Source organism: Micromonospora sp. WMMD980 (assembly GCF_029626035.1).
GTDB lineage: Bacteria > Actinomycetota > Actinomycetes > Mycobacteriales > Micromonosporaceae > Micromonospora.
Genome location: NZ_JARUBE010000003.1, coordinates 2,281,035 through 2,297,045, shown reverse-complemented (window position 1 = coordinate 2,297,045; position 16,011 = coordinate 2,281,035). Strand labels below are relative to the sequence as shown.

Genomic DNA, 16,011 nt, shown 5'->3' with positions numbered 1-16,011 from the left:
CGTCGGCGGTACCGATTAATCTTGGATGCATGTCGAGCCCCGCCGAGCGGTACGCCGCGGCGCGCCGCCGGGCCGCGCAGGCCTCCGCCTTCCCGGCCCTGGACGAATTCTCCCGCGATCTCGGGTTCGACCTCGACGACTTCCAGCGCGAGGCGTGCGAGGCCCTGGAACGGGGCAGCGGGGTGCTGGTCTGCGCGCCGACCGGCGCCGGCAAGACCGTGGTGGGCGAGTTCGCGGTGCACCTGGCGCTGCGTGGGTCGCCGGCCGGCGACCCACCGGCGCCGCGGCGCAAGTGCTTCTACACGACCCCGATCAAGGCGCTGTCCAACCAGAAGTACCACGACCTCGTCGACCGCTACGGCGCCGAGCAGGTCGGCCTGCTCACCGGCGACAACGCGATCAACGGCGACGCGCCGGTGGTGGTGATGACCACCGAGGTGCTGCGCAACATGCTCTACGCCGGCTCGGCCACCCTGGAGGGCCTGGCCTACGTGGTGATGGACGAGGTCCACTACCTGGCCGACCGGTTCCGCGGCGGGGTGTGGGAAGAGGTGATCATCCACCTGCCGGAGTCGGTGACGCTGGTGTCGCTGTCGGCCACCGTGTCCAACGCCGAGGAGTTCGCCGACTGGCTGGTCACGGTGCGGGGGGAGACCACGGTGGTGGTCTCCGAGCACCGGCCGGTGCCGCTCTGGCAGCACATGCTGGTCGGCAAGCGGATGTTCGACCTGTTCCACGACGCCGACGCGGCTCGTAAGCACGACGTGCATCCCGAGCTGCTGCGCTACACCCGGGACACGGTGCGCCGGCTGGAGTTGGGCGAGGGACGCTCCGCGGGCCCCGGAGGCGGGCGGCGCGGCCCCCGGTGGCGCGGTCCGATGCGTCCCGACATCGTCGACCGGCTGGACCGGGAGGGGCTGCTCCCGGCGATCCTGTTCATCTTCAGCCGGGCCGGCTGCCAGGCCGCCGTCCAGCAGTGCCTCGCCGCCGGGCTGCGGCTGACTTCCGCGGAGGAGCGCGCGGAGATCCGTCAGGTGGTCGAGTCGAGGATCACCGCGATCCCCGGCGAGGACCTGACCGTGCTCGGCTACTGGGAGTGGCTCGACGGCCTGGAGCGCGGCCTGGCCTCCCACCACGCCGGCATGCTCCCCGCGTTCAAGGAGGTCGTCGAGGAGCTGTTCGTCCGCGGCCTGGTCAAGGCGGTCTTCGCCACCGAGACGCTGGCGCTGGGCATCAACATGCCGGCCCGCTGCGTGGTGCTGGAGCGGCTGGTCAAGTTCAACGGCGAGGCCCACGTCGACCTGACGCCCGGTGAATACACCCAGCTCACCGGCCGGGCCGGTCGGCGGGGCATCGACGTCGAGGGCCACGCGGTGGTGGTCTGGTCACCGGAGACCGACCCCCGCCACGTGGCCGGCCTCGCCTCCACCCGCACCTATCCGCTGCGCTCCAGCTTCCGGCCGTCCTACAACATGGCCGTCAACCTGGTCGGCAGCGTCGGAGCGGAGCCGGCCCGGGCGCTGCTGGAGTCCTCCTTCGCGCAGTTCCAGGCCGACCGGTCGGTGGTCGGCCTGGCCCGGCAGGTGCAGCGCAACACCGAGACGATCGAGGCGTACGGCGCGGAGGCCGCCTGCCACCAGGGCGACTTCGACGAGTACTTCGCGTTGCGGGTGGCCATCGCCGACCAGGAGCGGGCCATCGCCCGGCAGGGGCAGACCCAGCGCAAGGCGGCGGCCGTCGCCTCGCTGGAGCGGCTGCGGGTCGGCGACGTGATCCGGGTGCCGTCCGGGCGGCGGGCCGGCCTGGCCGTGGTGCTCGACCCGGCCACCGGCGGCTTCGGCGAACCCCGCCCGTTGGTGCTCACCCAGGACCGGTGGGCCGGCCGGGTCACCCCCGGCGACTTCACCAGCCCGGCGGAGGTGCTCACCCGGATCCGGGTGCCGAAGCACTTCAACCACCGGTCGCCGGCGGCCCGGCGTGACCTGGCCGCCGCGGTCAGCGGCACCGGGCTGGACCGGCACGGCGGCCGACGCGGCGGGCGCTCCCGTCAGGCGGTGGGGGAGGATCACCGGCTCAGCCAGCTCCGTGTCGAGCTGCGCGGGCATCCCTGCCACGCCTGCCCGGAGCGGGAGGAGCACGCCCGGTGGGCGGAGCGCCGCCGTCGGCTGGAGCGCGACACCGAGGAGTTGCGCCAGCGGGTGAGCGGGCGCACCGGTTCGCTGGCGCGCACGTTCGACCGGATCGTCGCGCTGCTGACCGCGCGCGGCTACCTGGCCGCCGACGGCGGGGTCACCGACGCGGGCCGGATGCTGGCCCGCATCTGGACCGAGGCCGACCTGCTGGTCGCCGAGTGCCTGCGCCGGCGCGTGTGGGACGGGCTCTCCCCGGCCGAACTGGCCGCCGCCGTGTCGGTGGTGGTCTTCGAGGCGCGGCGTGATCTGGACGAGCGGGCGTCGCTGCCCCGCGGCGCGGTCGGCGACGCGGTCGACGAGACGCTCAAGCTGTGGGGCGACATCGAGGCGGACGAGGCGTCGCGCGGGCTGACGGTCACCCGCGAGCCGGATTTCGGCTTCGCCTGGCCGATCTACCGCTGGGCGCGCGGCGAGGCGCTCGCCAAGGTGCTCGCCAGCGGGCACCAGATCGACGGCGAGATGCCGGCCGGCGACTTCGTCAGGTGGGCACGGCAGGTGGTCGACCTGCTGGGCCAGATCGCGGACTCGGGCGGCGCCTCGACCGAGCTCCGGTCCACCGCCCGGCAGGCGATCTCGGCCGTCAACCGGGGCGTCCTGGCCTACCACGCCTCCGCCTGACGATCACTTTCGGTCACCGCCACGGGAGAACCGACGCATCGCCGCGTCATCACGACACCACCCCCCGGAACTGTCAGGGGGTGGTGTCGTGCCTGGTCGGGCCCTGCCGGATCATTGCCCGGGCGCGACGGTTACGCGCCGGTAGCGGATCGGGGGAAGGTCACCGTGGGCGAGATCAATCACTTTGAGTACGGGTGGATCACACCCGCGCTCAGCTACGCGCTGTCCGTGCTCGGCTCGGCGCTCGGCCTGGTCTGCGCCGGCCGTATCCGGACCGCCACCGGCGCCGGCCAGCGCGCCTGGTGGGGTCTGCTCGCGGCCTGGGCGTTGGGCGGCACCGCCATCTGGGCGATGCACTTCATGGCCATGCTCGGCTTCGCCGTCGGCGGCACCCGGATCCGCTACGACGTGCCGCTGACCGCGGCCAGCACGGTGATCGCGGTGGGCGCGGTCGGCATCGGCCTGGCGATCGTGGGCACCGGCCGACTCACCGCGATCCGGCTGCTCGCCGGCGGCTTCTTCACCGGCGCCGGGGTGGCCGCCATGCACTACACCGGAATGGCGGCCACGCGGCTGGACGGCTCGCTCGGCTACGACCCGCTGCGGGTGGCGCTGTCCGTGGTCATCGCGCTGGTGGCCGCCACGGTGGCGCTCTGGCTGGCGATGACCGTCCGGCGCGGCGTCGCCATCATCGCCTCCGCGCTGGTCATGGGCGTCGCCGTGAACGGCATGCACTTCACCGGCACGAGCGCGCTGTCGGTGCACCTGCACGAGGGCCGCGGCGCCACCACCGGCACCGAGGTCAGCGGTCTGCTGGTGCCGATCGTGCTCGCCGTGATCTTCAGCGTGGTGGTGCTGGTCTACGCGCTGCTCGCCGCGCCGTCCGACGACGACCGCGCCGGAGCCGCCTACGTGGCTGCCCGGCTCGACGGTGCCACGCCGGTGCCCGAGGCCGCGCCGGACCCGGTGGGCCTGCGCGCCCCCGGTGTGGCGCCGGAGCAGCCCGCGCCGGACCCGGTGGGCCTGCGCGCCCGCTCGACGCTGGCACAGCCCGGTGCCCAGTTCCCGTCGCGCCGCAAGTCCGACCCCCCCAACTGAGCCGGCGGCGAGACCGCTGCCGCAGTCCGGCCTTCCGCGCTCGACGCACCTGCCCGTCGACGTCGTCCCGTCCGGAATCAGGTCGCCGGTGCGGCGAGGTGGCGGTATCGGGAACCGCGACAGCCTGGGCGCGGCTGGGACAAGCCTCGGCTCGGGCGGTTCTCAGCTGGGGCGGGTCTCGGCGGGGATGAGCCGCGCCGCCGCCGGCCGGCTCCGCCCCTCAGGCGCGGGGGGCGGCGAGCGCGTCGACCAGGCGGCGGCAGGAGCCGGCCAGGTTCCACCGCTGGGCCAGCTCCAGCAGCCGGTCGGGGTCGGCGGGGGACGTCGGCAGCGCCGGATCCAGCCCGGGCAGCGGCACGTCGGTGGCGACCCGAACCACCTTGGGCGCCACGGCCAGGTAGTCGCGGGCGCCGTCGAGCTTGCCGCGCAGTCCGGGGGCGAAGCCGGACCCGGGGTCGTCGAGCGCCGCCAGGATGCCGTCGAGCCCGCCGTAGCGGTCGATCAGCCGGGCGGCGGTCTTCTCACCCACGCCGGGCACGCCGGGCAGGCCGTCGCTGGGGTCGCCGCGCAGCGCGGCGAAGTCGGCGTAGCGGGCGGCGGGCACGCCGTAGCGGGCGCGGACCGCGGCGTCGTCGCAGTCGTCCAGCTTGGCCACGCCCCGACCGACGTAGAGCAGGCGGGTCGGGTGCGCGTCGTCGACGAGCTGGAACAGGTCGCGGTCGCCGGAGACCACCTCGACCGGGCCGGGCTGGGTCACCGAGAGCGTGCCCAGCACGTCATCGGCCTCGTAGCCGGTGGCGCCGACCGCCGGGACGCCCAGCGCATCGAGGACCTCCAGGATCATCGGCACCTGCGGCGAGAGCGTGTCCGGCACGACCTCGCCGCCCTCGGGCGCGACCCGGTGCGCCTTGTACGACGGCAGCAGCTCCACCCGCCACGCCGGCCGCCAGTCGTGGTCCAGCGCGCAGATCATCCGGTCCGGCCGGCGGGTACGTACCAGCTGCGCGAGCATGTCGAGGAAGCCGCGCACCGCGTTGACCGGCTGGCCGTCGTCGGTCCTCGCGGCCGACTCCGGAATGCCGAAGTAGGCGCGGAAGTAGAGGCTGGGGGAGTCGATCAGCAGGATCGGGGGTCGGTGTGCCACGCGCAACAGGGTGGCACACCCCTGGGACGAGGTGGGGGACGGCGGTTGCGCAGACTGGTCGGGTGACGTTCGTACCCGGTCTGGTCCTGGCCCGCCGGTTCCACGACGAGGTGGTGGCCCCGCTGCTGGCCCGGCGGTCGCCCGGCCTGCCGTACTCCGCCGGTCTGCTCGACGGCGGCTCCGAGCTGTTCGGTCTCGACACGCCCCGCTCCACCGACCACGACTGGGGGCCCCGGACCCAGCTCTTCGTGGCGGACGAGACGCGGATCGCGGCGGTGCGGGCGGCGCTCGACGCGGCGCTGCCGGCGGAGTTCCTCGGCTGGCCGGCCCGGTTCGCCGGTGGCCCGACGGTCCGCCTCGGCGTGGTCCGCGCGGACGGCGACCGGCACGGGGTGAGCGTCGACGAGTTGGGGTCGTGGCTGCGGCAACGGTTGGGCGTCGACCCGCGCGCCGGCCTGTCCACGGCGGACTGGCTGGCCACGCCGACGCAACGGCTGGCGGAGCTGACCGCAGGAGCGGTGTTCCACGACGGGCTGGGCGGTGCGCTCACGGCCGTCCGGGCCCGGCTGGCGTGGTATCCGGACGACGTCTGGCGTCACGTGCTGGCGGCGGGTTGGCAGCGGGTGGCGCAGGCCGAGCACCTGGCCGGTCGCTGTGCCGAGGTCGGCGACGAGGTGGGCAGCCGGGTGGTCGCGGCCGGGCTGGCCGGCGACCTGATGCGCCTCGGCCTGCTGCTGCACCGCCGCTGGCCCCCGTACCCGAAGTGGCTGGGCACGGTCTTCGCCGGACTGCCCGCGGCGGGGCCGGTGGTGGACGCGCTGGGCGTCGCGCTCGGCGGCGGCGACTGGGCGGCCCGGCAGGCCGGCCTGGTGCGGGCGCTGGAGACGCTGGCCGGCTGGACCAACGACACCGGGCTGGCCGGGCCCGTGGAGCCGGCCGCGCGGCCGTTCCACGACCGGCCGTTCCTGGTGCTGCACGCGGGACGGTTCGTCGAGGCGTTGCGCGCCGCGATCAGCGATCCGGAGCTGCGTGGCCGGCCTCCGGTGGGCGCGGTCGACCAGTACGTCGACAACGTCGACGTGCTCACCGAGCCGGGCCGGGCGCGCCGGGTGGCGGCGGCGGTGCTGCCGGACTGACCGCGCGGAACGGCGGCCTGCTGGCTACCGCGGTCGGGTGCCCCTAGTGGGTGCCATGGGGGACGGTCGGGGTGCTTTCCGGATGCCCGGGACCGGGCCCCGGGCCAGGATGAGGGGGTGACCACGCCCGCGTCCACAGCCTCCGACAACCCACTTTGGACCGGTCGACCGGTCCGGGACGAGGGCGGCGCGGACCGGTTCACGCTGTTTCTCGTCGCGGCGGTGCTCACCATCCTGGTGACCCGGGCGTTCCTGCACATGACCGGCTATCCGCAGGTCGGCGGCGGAGGACTGCACGTCGCGCACGTGCTGTGGGGCGGCCTCGGGATGCTCGCCGCCCACCTGATGTCCATGCTGTTCCTCGGCGTCGCGGTGAGAAATGCCGCCGCTGTCGTGGCCGGAGCCGGCTTCGGCTTGTTCATCGACGAGGTCGGCAAATTTCTCACCGCCGACAACAACTACTTCTACGAACCCGTCGCCGCCATCATCTACGCCGTCCTCGTCGCGACCTACGCCGTGGTACGGCTCGGTGTCAACCGCCGGCCCCTGAGCGAACGGGAGCGACTCGTCAACGCGGCGCAGCGGACGGCAGATGGCCACGCCGGCTCGCCGACGGGCGGTGAATGGCCGACGCGCATCCGCGAGCAATGGCGGACGGCGCTTGCCGACTTCTGCCAACGGCCGTTGCTTCGCCGCTGGACCGCACCGGCGATCGCGGTGTTCACCCTCTTCTCGCTGGGTCGCCCGCTCGTGCTGTTGTCCCGGGATCCGAACCTGCCCAACGTCATCTATGCGACGTTCGCGTCCACCGCGTTCGTGCTCGCGGTCCTCGGGCTGTGGCGCTCGACCCGTGGCCGGTCAGCAACCAACCTGTTCGAGGTTGCTCTGATGATGGAACTGCTGGTGGTACAGGTCTTCTGGCTCCTGGACAGCGAGTTCGCCGGAATCCTGCCAGTCGCCGGGACCGTGGTCCTGCTGACCGTAAACCGACGACACGTCACCCCCTTTGCGTCGCGGGCGGTGCGGCACCGCCGGGTACATCCGGCACGTGGTCGGTGTTGGTGATGCAGATCACTCATCTCGCTCATGCTCAGCCCTGGCGCGCCGGGGTGCACTGCCTCGCAAGTGGTCACTCACCCGACCTGAGACCCCCGGGGGTCGCCCGGGCGAGTGCGTACGTGCTCCCCCCAAGCGAATGACCTCGCCGAAGGCAGAGGCGGCCCGTGGGCATGATCCACGGTGGATTCGAGCGGATCGCCGGCGGCCCGGATCGTGGCTACGGTGGCTCGCATGCCTACTCTGATATCGCCCACCACCAGCCTGTATGTCGCCTTCCAGGACTGCCGCGACGACTGGGGACCCGGTCTGCACGAGAATGGCTTCGGCATCGGCCCCGAGGACGACCTGGACTCGCCCGACGGCTTCGCCGACTGGGTGCGGCGGCGTCTCTGGCTCGACCACGGGGCCGGGGCGCCGTGCCCCGACGAGCGGCACGCCTCGTGCCGGTGGATCGTCGAGGACGGGCAGGTGCTCGGGGGCATCGCGATGCGGCACTGGCAGGACGACGACCTGGGCCAGATCGGCTACGGCGAGCGTCCCTCCGCGCGCACCATCGAGAGCCAGGGCGGCGTGCTCCAGGGAATCCTCGACACCGGGCACGTCCGGGTCCGCCGCTACTGGATCACGCTCAGCCGCTGACCTGCCACCGGCCGTCGGCATGCCCCTCGCTGTGGGCCCGCGTCAGCCAACCGGCACCTACTGCCGGGCGGTCTTAGTTCCGGACTTTTCACAAGGCGCGAAAAAAGCGGTGGAGCGGTGCCGCGGGAATTGACACACGCCGCTGCGTACCGGGAGGGTCCTGCGCACGGGCAGGCACCACGACACGCCCGGAACCCCCGACCCGCACTCCACCCGTCCCGGAGATGCCCATGTCACCCGTACCGTCCAGACGCCGCCGGCCGCTGCTCGCCGCGCTGACCGCCCTGCTCGCCGCCGTGGCGCTCGTCGCGCCACCCGGCCCGGCCCGGGCCGCCGACCCGCTGCTGTCGCAGGGCCGGCCCACCACCGCCTCCTCCACCGAGAACGCCGGCACCCCGGCGTCCAACGCCACCGACGGCAACACCGGCACCCGCTGGTCCAGCGCGTTCGCCGATCCCCAGTGGATCCAGGTCGACCTCGGCGCCACCGCCACCGTCTCCCGGGTCAGCCTGACCTGGGAGGGCGCGTACGCGCGGGCGTACCAGGTGCAGACCTCGACCGACGGCGCCACCTGGACCACCGTCTTCGCCACCACCAGCGGCGACGGTGGCACCGACGACCTGACGGTCAGCGGCACCGGCCGCTACGTGCGCGTGTACGGCACCGCGCGGGCCACCGCCTACGGCTACTCGCTCTGGGAGTTCCAGGTCTACGGCAGCACCGGCGGCGGCAGTGGCTGCGACACCACGACCAACGCGGCGCGGGGCCGGCCGGCCACCGCCTCGTCGACCGAGAACGCCGGCACCCCCGCCTCCGCCGCGGTCGACGGCGACCCGGGCACCCGCTGGGCCAGCGCCGCCGCCGACCCGCAGTGGCTCCGGATCGACCTGGGCAGCGTCCGCAGCGTCTGCCGGGTGGTGCTGACCTGGGAGGCCGCGTACGCGCGGGCGTACCAGATCCAGACCTCGACCGACGGCGCCACCTGGACCACCGTGTTCGGCACCACCACCGGCGACGGTGGCACCGACGCGGTGACGGTCAGCGGCTCTGGCCGCTACCTGCGGGTGTACGGCACCACGCGGGCCACCGGCTACGGCTACTCACTGTGGGAGGTCGCCGTGAACACCACCGGCGGCGGCACCGTGCCGGGCGGCGGGTCGCTCGGACCCAACGTCATCACGTTCGACCCGTCGATGTCCGCCGCCAGCATCCAGAGCCAGTTGGACGCCGTCTTCCGCACCCAGGAGTCGAACCAGTTCGGCACCCAGCGGTACGCGCTGATGTTCAAGCCGGGCGACTACTCCGGCATCAACGCGCAGATCGGCTTCTACACCTCGATCATGGGGCTCGGCCGAAACCCCGGTGACGTGCGCATCCACGGCGACGTCACGGTGGACGCCGGCTGGTTCAACGGCAACGCCACCCAGAACTTCTGGCGCTCGGCGTCGAACATGCAGGTCTTCCCGTCGGCCGGGTTCACCCGCTGGGCGGTGTCGCAGGCCGCGCCGTTCCGCCGGATGGACATCCAGGGCGACCTCAACCTGGCCCCGAACGGCTACGGCTGGGCCAGCGGCGGCTACATCGCCGACAGCCGGGTGACCGGCGTGGTCCAGCCCTACTCGCAGCAGCAGTGGTACACCCGGGACAGCAACGTGGGCGGCTACCTCAACGCGGTCTGGAACGTGACCAACTCCGGTGTGGTCGGCGCGCCCGCCACCAGCTTCCCGAACCCGCCGTACACCACGCTGGCGCAGACGCCGGTCAGCCGCGACGTGCCCTACCTCTACCTCGACGCCGCCGGCGCCTACCAGGTGTTCGTCCCGTCGACCCGGACCAACGCCGTCGGGGCGTCCTGGTCGGGCGGTGCCACCGCGGGCACGTCGATCCCGCTGAGCCAGTTCTACGTCGCCAAACCCGGCGACTCGGCCGCGACCATCAACGCCGCCCTGGCCCAGGGGCTGAACCTGTTGTTCACCCCGGGCGTCTACGCGGTCGACCAGACCGTCGCGGTCAACCGGCCCGGCACGGTGGTGCTCGGCATCGGCTACCCGACGCTGGTGCCGCAGAACGGCGTGGTGCCGATGACCGTCGCCGACGTCGACGGCGTGCGCCTGGCCGGGCTGCTGTTCGACGCCGGCGCGGTCAACTCGCCGGTGCTGCTCCAGGTCGGCCCGGCCGGGTCGGCGGCGCGGCACACCGCCGACCCCACGTCGATCCAGGACGTGTTCTTCCGCATCGGCGGCGCGCACGCCGGAAAGGCCACCACCAGCCTGGTGGTCAACCAGGACGACGCGTTGATCGACCACATCTGGGCCTGGCGCGGCGACCACGGCGCCGGCATCGGCTGGACCGTGAACACCGCCGACACCGGCCTGATCGTCAACGGCGACAACGTCACCGCGCTCGGCCTCTTCGTCGAGCACTACCAGAAGCACGAGGTGATCTGGAACGGCGAGAACGGGCGGACCATCTTCTTCCAGAACGAGCTGCCGTACGACCCGCCGAACGCGGCGGCCTGGACCAACGGCGCACGGGTCGGCTACGCGGCGTTCAAGGTCGCCGACAGCGTCACCTCGTTCGAGGGCTGGGGGATGGGCAGCTACTGCTACTTCAACGTCGACCCGACCATCGCCGCCTACCACGCCTTCGAGGCGCCCACCCGGGCCGGCGTGCGGTTCCACGACCTGCTCACCGTCTCACTCGGCGGCAACGGGTCGATCACCCACGTCATCAACGACACCGGCGCCGCCGCCCAGGGCACCGCCACCGTCCCGGTCAACGTGGTCAGTTATCCCTGACCCGGCCCGCCGCCGCCCGGGGCTGAACACCCGGGCGGCGGCGTGGCCGACCAGCGACCGGTAGATCCGCACCGAGTCGGCCAGCGCCGAGAAGTGCGACCCCGAGTTGTCGGCGTGGTAGCGGGTGGCGATGTCGACCTGCTCGATCGGTAGACCGGCCCGGGCCGACTCCAGCAGCACGTTCATCTCGTACTCGAACCGGTCGCCGGGAATCGTGGCGAGCCAGCCCAGCAGCCCGGCCGGGTAGGCGCGCAGGCCGGTCTGGGTGTCCCGTACGTCGCGGCCGGCGGCCAGCCGGAACGCCGCCCGGGTCGCCGCGTTGCCGAACCGGCTGCGCGCCGGCACCTCGCCGTCGAACCGGCGCACGCCGAGCGTCTGCGCGCCGGTGTCCCGCATCCGCTCGGCCACCCGGACCACGTCGGACACCTCGTGCTGGCCGTCCGCGTCCACACACACCACCCCCGGACCAGGGCGGTGCGTCGTGGCGTACCGGAAACCGGTGCGCAGCACCACGCCCTTGCCCCGGTTGACCCGGCGGCGCAGCACGGTGGCCCCACGGGCGCGGGCCGCGTCGAGCACCGCGGTCGCGGACCGGCCGCTGCCGTCGTCGACGATCACCACGGACGCCCCGGGCACCGCGGCGGTCAGGTCGGTGACGAGCGGCGGCAGCCGGTCACCCGGTCGGTACACCGGCACCAGCACGATCACGGAACCTCCCGGGGTGGTGTCGCCCGTCGGCACGCCCGCCGGGTCGATCGCGCACTCGTACCCCCCGGGCCGGTCCGCGAATCCATCGTGGTCAGCGACCGCCGAGGAGCCGTCCGACCCGGTGCGCCGCACGGGTCAGCCCGCGTTCGCGCCGCAACAGCGCCTCCGGGGTACGCAGGCCGAGGTAGCCGAGCCGGCAGGCGACCCGGGCCGCCCGCTCCCGCCGGGCCGGCACCGGGTCCGGACCGGTCACCGGCACGTCCAGCAGATCCGCGCCGCGCAGGCCCAAGGCGCGGCCGGCGAGCAGCCGGATCCGGGGCAGGTGCCAGGGGTGGGAGACCAGGCCGAGCGGATGCGCCGGGGTGAACCGGGCGGTGCCGAGCAGCCCGTCCTGCACGGTGAGCGCGAGGTTCTGCAACGTGGTGCGGGAGCGGGTCTCGGCGTCCAGCCGGGCGTACCCGTCGAGGCCGGCGTCGCGGGCGAGGGCGCGCATCAGCTCGCCCTCACGGTGCCGTGCCGGTGGGTCGGGCAGACCGGCCGGGCCGTGCGGCCAGCCGCCGGTGAACACCACCCGCGCGTCGGCCGCGGCCCGGAACTCGGCCGCGTGCGTCCGGACGTAGGCGATCGCGGCATGGGTGCGGGCGACGCTCTCGGTGGTGAGCCGGTAACCACCGCCGTCGGCCACCACCCCGCGACCGAAGACGAGCAGCACGGTGGCGATCATGCTCCCAGGTTAGGTGTGAGGCGGGGGCCCCTTTTAACAGACGTCTGTTAAAAGGGGCCCCCGCCTCACACCCAGGGCGGAGGGCCGGTGCCGGTGATCCGCACGCCGCCCCACGGGTCGACCTCGGTGAGCCGGGCGCGGGCGACCCGGTCGCCGATCCGGACCTCGACGTCGCGCCGGCCGGCGCGCAGCAGCCGCGCCACCCGGGGTTCCGGCTCGATCCGCCCGGCCCAGTGGTAGCGGCCGTCGACCGGCTCCCATCGGCCGGACGCGTGCAGCCGCACCGGCGTGCCGGCCACCTCGGCGGGGCCCTGCCAGCTCACCGCTCGATCCGCTCGTGCGCGCGGGTCAGCTCCGGCGGCAGGTCGGCGCCGCGCCGGACCCCTTCGATGCCGCTCCACAGCAGCGTGGTCAGGTAGTCGGTGAGCGCCTCCCGGCGGATCGGCTGCCCGTGCGTGGTCCACCAGTCGCCGACCGCCTGCACGAACCCGACCAGCCCGTACGCCCACGGCTCGGCGGGCCCGGCGTCGAGGCCGAGCGCGCGCAGCCGGTCGCCGATCACCCGGGCCAGCCCGGTGGCGACCTGCCGGCTCGTGCCGGTGACCACCTGCTGGATGCCGGGGTGACCGGCCTCGTGCACCAGGAAGCGGTAGAGCGACGGCTCGGACTCGATCACGCTCAGGTAGGCGTCGATGGTGGCCTCGACGAGCGCGCGCTCCTCGCGGACCTCGGCGACGGCCGGGGCGATGGCGTCCACCACGCGCGCCGCGACCACTTCGCTGACCGCCAGCCAGAGCTGCGCCCGGTCGGCGAAGTAGCGGTAGAGCACCGGTTTGCTGACCCCGGCGGTGGCCGCCACCTGGTCCATGTCGACAGCCGGGCCGTGCCGCAGCAGCGCCTGCACGGCGGCGCCGATCAGTTCCTGCCGGCGTTGCTCGCGGTGACCGGCCCAGCGGTCGCGCCGACCGGTGCGCGGCGGCTCGGGCGGGTCCTCGGGGCCATTGACATCGGTGGAGGTGCGTCGCATGCTACCACTCGTAACAGTTACCGGAAGTTACGTCAACTGGAGGGGTCATGGAGCGGACGCCGGCCGGATTCCCCCGCGAGGCGGTCGCCGACCGCCTCCTCACCGCCTCGGTGCGGACCAGCTACGACCCGCTCGTGGACCTCGACTGGTCGGCGCCCCCGGTTCCGGGCGCCTACTGGATGCCGCCTCGGCGCAGCAGCCTCTACGGCACGTCGCTGTGGGCGGCGATGACCGAGGACCAGCGCATCGAGCTGACCAAGCACGAGGTGGCCGGCGCGGCCAGCGCCGGGCTGTGGTTCGAGACGATCCTGATGCAGATGCTGATCCGGCACTACTACGACGCCGACCCGACCAGCCGGCACGCCCAGTACGCGCTCACCGAGGTCGCCGACGAGTGCCGGCACTCCATCATGTTCGGTCGGCTGATCGAGGCGATGGGGTGTCCGGTCTACCGGGCCGACCCGGTCGACCACCTGCTCGGCCGCTGGCTCAAGGCCACCGCGACCGGCCCGCAGATGTACGCGTCCATCCTGATCGCCGAGGAGATCCTCGACTCGTTCCAGCGCGAGGCGATGGCCGACGAGTCGGTCCAGCCGCTGATCCGCATGGTGTCGCGCATCCACGTGGTGGAGGAGGCCCGGCACGTCCGCTTCGCCCGCGACGAACTGGCCCGCCAGGTCGAGTCGGCCGGCCCGGTCGCGCTGGCCTACGCCCGGTTGGTGATCGGCCGGGCCGCGCACTCGATCAGCCGGCGGCTGGTGAACCCGCGGGCGTACGCGGCGGTCGGCATCGCGCCGGCGGTCGGCCTGGCCGCGGCCCGGAGCAACCCGCACTGGCAGGCCACGCTGCGCTGGTCGGCCCAGCGGATCGCCGAGCACCTGGGCGACCTCGGGCTGATCGCCGGCCCGGGTCGCGCGCTGTGGCGGCGCTCCGGCCTGATCGCGCCCTGAGGCGGGGGCGGGCCGGCGGCGACCCGAAGGGGGGAGGGTCGCCGCCGGCCCGCCCGGTCAGGAGGTGGGGAAGGCGTCCGGGGTGCGGATCCGGTCGCGCATGTACGCGCCGGACTCGGTGAGGACCGACGGGCCGGTGAACGTGCCCGCCGCGCAGGTGCCCGGCCGCAGCGCGGCGCTGCCCTCGGCCGCGTCGGAGAACGTCCAGTTCGCGTAGCTGATCTTCAACCGGTCGAGCAGGTCGAGCCAGGCGTTGCTGCTGGCGGTGTCGACCGCGCCGTCACCGGTGTAGGTCACCGTGCCGAACTCGGTGACGAACAGCGGCAGCCGGGAGGCGGCCCGCTGCACCTCGTTGCGGTAGTTGTCCTTGTGCGACGCGGCGTAGAAGTGGAACGTGTACATGATGTTCTCCGCCCGGACCGGGTTGTTGACGATCTCGTCGGAGTTGCCCCCCTCGGACACGCCGAGCGAGGACCAACCGCGGGTGCCGACGATGACCACGGCGTCCGGGTCGGCCGCCCGGATCACCGGGATGACCTGTTCGGCATAGCTGCGGATGGTCGACCAGCTCACCCCGTTGGGCTCGTTGGTGATCTCGTAGATCACGTTCTTCTTGGCGGCGTTGCGCGCGGCCACGGTGGCGAAGAACGTCTTGGCCCGCTCCAGGTTGTACATCGGGTCGCCGGGCGTCAGCGTGTGGAAGTCGATCAGCGCGTACATGCCCCGGGCCTCGGCCTTGTCGACGAGCGTGTTCACCTGGGCGGTGAAGGCGGACGGGTTGGTCTCGTAGCCCTTCTCCTGCACGTACATCGAGATGCGCAGCAGGTCGGCCCGCCAGTCGTCGGCCAGCGCGGTGAGCGAGGTGTCGGTGTAGCAGTTGGCGAACCACTGCAACCCGTGGGTGCTCATGCCCCGCAGTTGGATCGGCCGGCCGTACTGGTTGCAGAGGTTGACCCCGCAGACCCGCAGCTGCCCGTTGATCGCCACCGGCGTGGTGCCGGTCGGCGGCGGCGTGGTGGGCGGGGGAGTGGTGGGCGCCGGCGTCGTCGGCGGCGTGGTGGTGCCGCCGGTGCAGGCCGTGCCGTTGAGCGTGAACGAGGTCGGGCTCGGGTTCGACCCGGTCCACGACCCGTTGAAGCCGACGGTGGTGCTGGCTCCGGTGCCGAGCGTCCCGTTGTAGTCCAGGCTGCGTCCGGTGACCGCGGAGCCGCTCTGCTGCCAGGTGGCCGACCAGCCCTGCACGAGCCGCTGGCCGCCGTCGGGGAAGGTGAAGCCGAGCGTCCAGTTGCTCACCGGGTCGCCGAGGTTCTTGATCGTCAGGTTGGCGGTGAAGCCACCCTGCCAGGAGTTGGTGGTGTAGGTGACGGCGCAGCCGGTCGCCGCCATCGCGTTCGTCGTCGGCAGGACGGCCGTCGCCGCCAGGGCGAGCGCGCCGACGGCGCTGCCGACGAGTAGGTGCCGCCGGGACGGCCGGGGGATCGAGAACATACGGGAAGGTCCCATCTGGTGGGTGATGATCGGACGGTGCCCGTCGTCAACCTGCCCGGAAAGTCCGACGTGGCGCTCGGTGGAGCGCTCCCACGCCGAGGGTAGAGGCGGATGCCGATACGTGCAACCGCCGTCGGCGAGCTCAGCGCCGGCTTCGGCGACCGCCGTAGAGGCGTACCGCGTTGCACACGTCGAACACGCCCGGCACGTCCCAGGCCAGTTCGGCGGCGACCCGGCGGGTCTCCGGATCGGCCACCAGACCGGCGAGGATCACCACCCGGTTCTGCACGGTCACCGTGATCTGCTGCCGCCGGGTGGTCCAGTCGGCGCTGAGCCGCTGGGCGACGAGCGAGGAGAGCCGCACGTCCGCGTCGTCGGGCTCCGCCCCGCCGGTGAACGGGAACTCGGGGTACGGCCAGGGCATCATCAC

The 16,011-nt window shown here is 73.3% G+C and carries 14 protein-coding genes; 7 read left to right on the top strand and 7 right to left on the bottom strand.

The genetic code is table 11. The annotated features are described in order from the left end of the window. The first annotated feature begins 29 nt into the window (after positions 1 to 29). Complete coding sequence (locus O7618_RS11115) at positions 30 to 2,810, top strand: DEAD/DEAH box helicase (protein WP_278105969.1); 2,781 nt, start codon at positions 30 to 32, stop codon at positions 2,808 to 2,810. Between the two features lie 165 nt (positions 2,811 to 2,975). Next, entirely contained in the window at positions 2,976 to 3,908 is a 933-nt protein-coding gene (locus O7618_RS11110; RefSeq protein WP_278105968.1) for an MHYT domain-containing protein, read from the top strand. 220 nt (positions 3,909 to 4,128) lie between these two features. Here the strand turns inward: O7618_RS11110 and O7618_RS11105 are convergent, their stop codons facing one another. After that, positions 4,129 to 5,052: a 5'-3' exonuclease gene (locus tag O7618_RS11105; RefSeq protein ID WP_278105967.1), complete on the bottom strand. Its 924-nt coding sequence runs from the start codon at positions 5,050 to 5,052 to the stop codon at positions 4,129 to 4,131. A 62-nt stretch (positions 5,053 to 5,114) separates the two neighbouring features. Here O7618_RS11105 and O7618_RS11100 point away from each other — a divergent pair, with 62 nt between their 5' ends. From O7618_RS11100 to O7618_RS11085, 4 genes are all read left to right on the top strand, one after another. Next, positions 5,115 to 6,188, top strand: coding sequence for a DUF4037 domain-containing protein (locus tag O7618_RS11100; RefSeq protein WP_278105966.1), 1,074 nt, complete (start codon positions 5,115 to 5,117; stop codon positions 6,186 to 6,188). Positions 6,189 to 6,305: 117 nt separating this feature from the next. Continuing rightward, positions 6,306 to 7,253 carry a hypothetical protein gene (locus tag O7618_RS11095; RefSeq protein ID WP_278105965.1) on the top strand — a complete coding sequence of 316 codons (948 nt, stop codon included), beginning with the start codon at positions 6,306 to 6,308 and terminating at the stop codon, positions 7,251 to 7,253. A gap of 225 nt (positions 7,254 to 7,478) precedes the next feature. After that, positions 7,479 to 7,886, top strand: coding sequence for a GNAT family N-acetyltransferase (locus O7618_RS11090; RefSeq protein WP_278105963.1), 408 nt, complete (start codon positions 7,479 to 7,481; stop codon positions 7,884 to 7,886). Positions 7,887 to 8,116: 230 nt separating this feature from the next. Further along, positions 8,117 to 10,684: a discoidin domain-containing protein gene (locus tag O7618_RS11085; RefSeq protein WP_278105962.1), complete on the top strand. Its 2,568-nt coding sequence runs from the start codon at positions 8,117 to 8,119 to the stop codon at positions 10,682 to 10,684. On the opposite strand, the gene O7618_RS11080 is transcribed toward O7618_RS11085, so the two are convergent. The 4 genes from O7618_RS11080 to O7618_RS11065 form a co-directional block, all read right to left on the bottom strand. After that, the gene (locus O7618_RS11080) at positions 10,583 to 11,386 is read right to left on the bottom strand and encodes a glycosyltransferase family 2 protein (protein ID WP_278105961.1); all 804 of its coding nucleotides are present in this window, start codon (positions 11,384 to 11,386) and stop codon (positions 10,583 to 10,585) included. The genes O7618_RS11085 and O7618_RS11080 overlap by 102 nt on opposite strands. Positions 11,387 to 11,483: 97 nt before the next feature. Continuing rightward, positions 11,484 to 12,116, bottom strand: coding sequence for a YdcF family protein (locus O7618_RS11075; protein ID WP_278105960.1), 633 nt, complete (start codon positions 12,114 to 12,116; stop codon positions 11,484 to 11,486). A gap of 65 nt (positions 12,117 to 12,181) precedes the next feature. Further along, positions 12,182 to 12,439, bottom strand: coding sequence for a DUF4873 domain-containing protein (locus tag O7618_RS11070; RefSeq protein WP_278105959.1), 258 nt, complete (start codon positions 12,437 to 12,439; stop codon positions 12,182 to 12,184). After that, positions 12,436 to 13,143 (bottom strand): TetR/AcrR family transcriptional regulator, encoded by a 708-nt coding sequence (locus tag O7618_RS11065; RefSeq protein ID WP_278105958.1) that lies wholly within the window; start codon positions 13,141 to 13,143, stop codon positions 12,436 to 12,438. The genes O7618_RS11070 and O7618_RS11065 overlap by 4 nt, the downstream gene beginning before the upstream one ends. Positions 13,144 to 13,190: 47 nt before the next feature. Here O7618_RS11065 and O7618_RS11060 point away from each other — a divergent pair, with 47 nt between their 5' ends. Next, entirely contained in the window at positions 13,191 to 14,093 is a 903-nt protein-coding gene (locus O7618_RS11060; protein WP_278105957.1) for a diiron oxygenase, read from the top strand. Positions 14,094 to 14,150: 57 nt separating this feature from the next. On the opposite strand, the gene O7618_RS11055 is transcribed toward O7618_RS11060, so the two are convergent. After that, complete coding sequence (locus O7618_RS11055; protein WP_278109968.1) at positions 14,151 to 15,581, bottom strand: cellulase family glycosylhydrolase; 1,431 nt, start codon at positions 15,579 to 15,581, stop codon at positions 14,151 to 14,153. Between the two features lie 142 nt (positions 15,582 to 15,723). Beyond that, positions 15,724 to 16,011, bottom strand: coding sequence for a BON domain-containing protein (locus O7618_RS11050; RefSeq protein WP_278105956.1), 288 nt, complete (start codon positions 16,009 to 16,011; stop codon positions 15,724 to 15,726).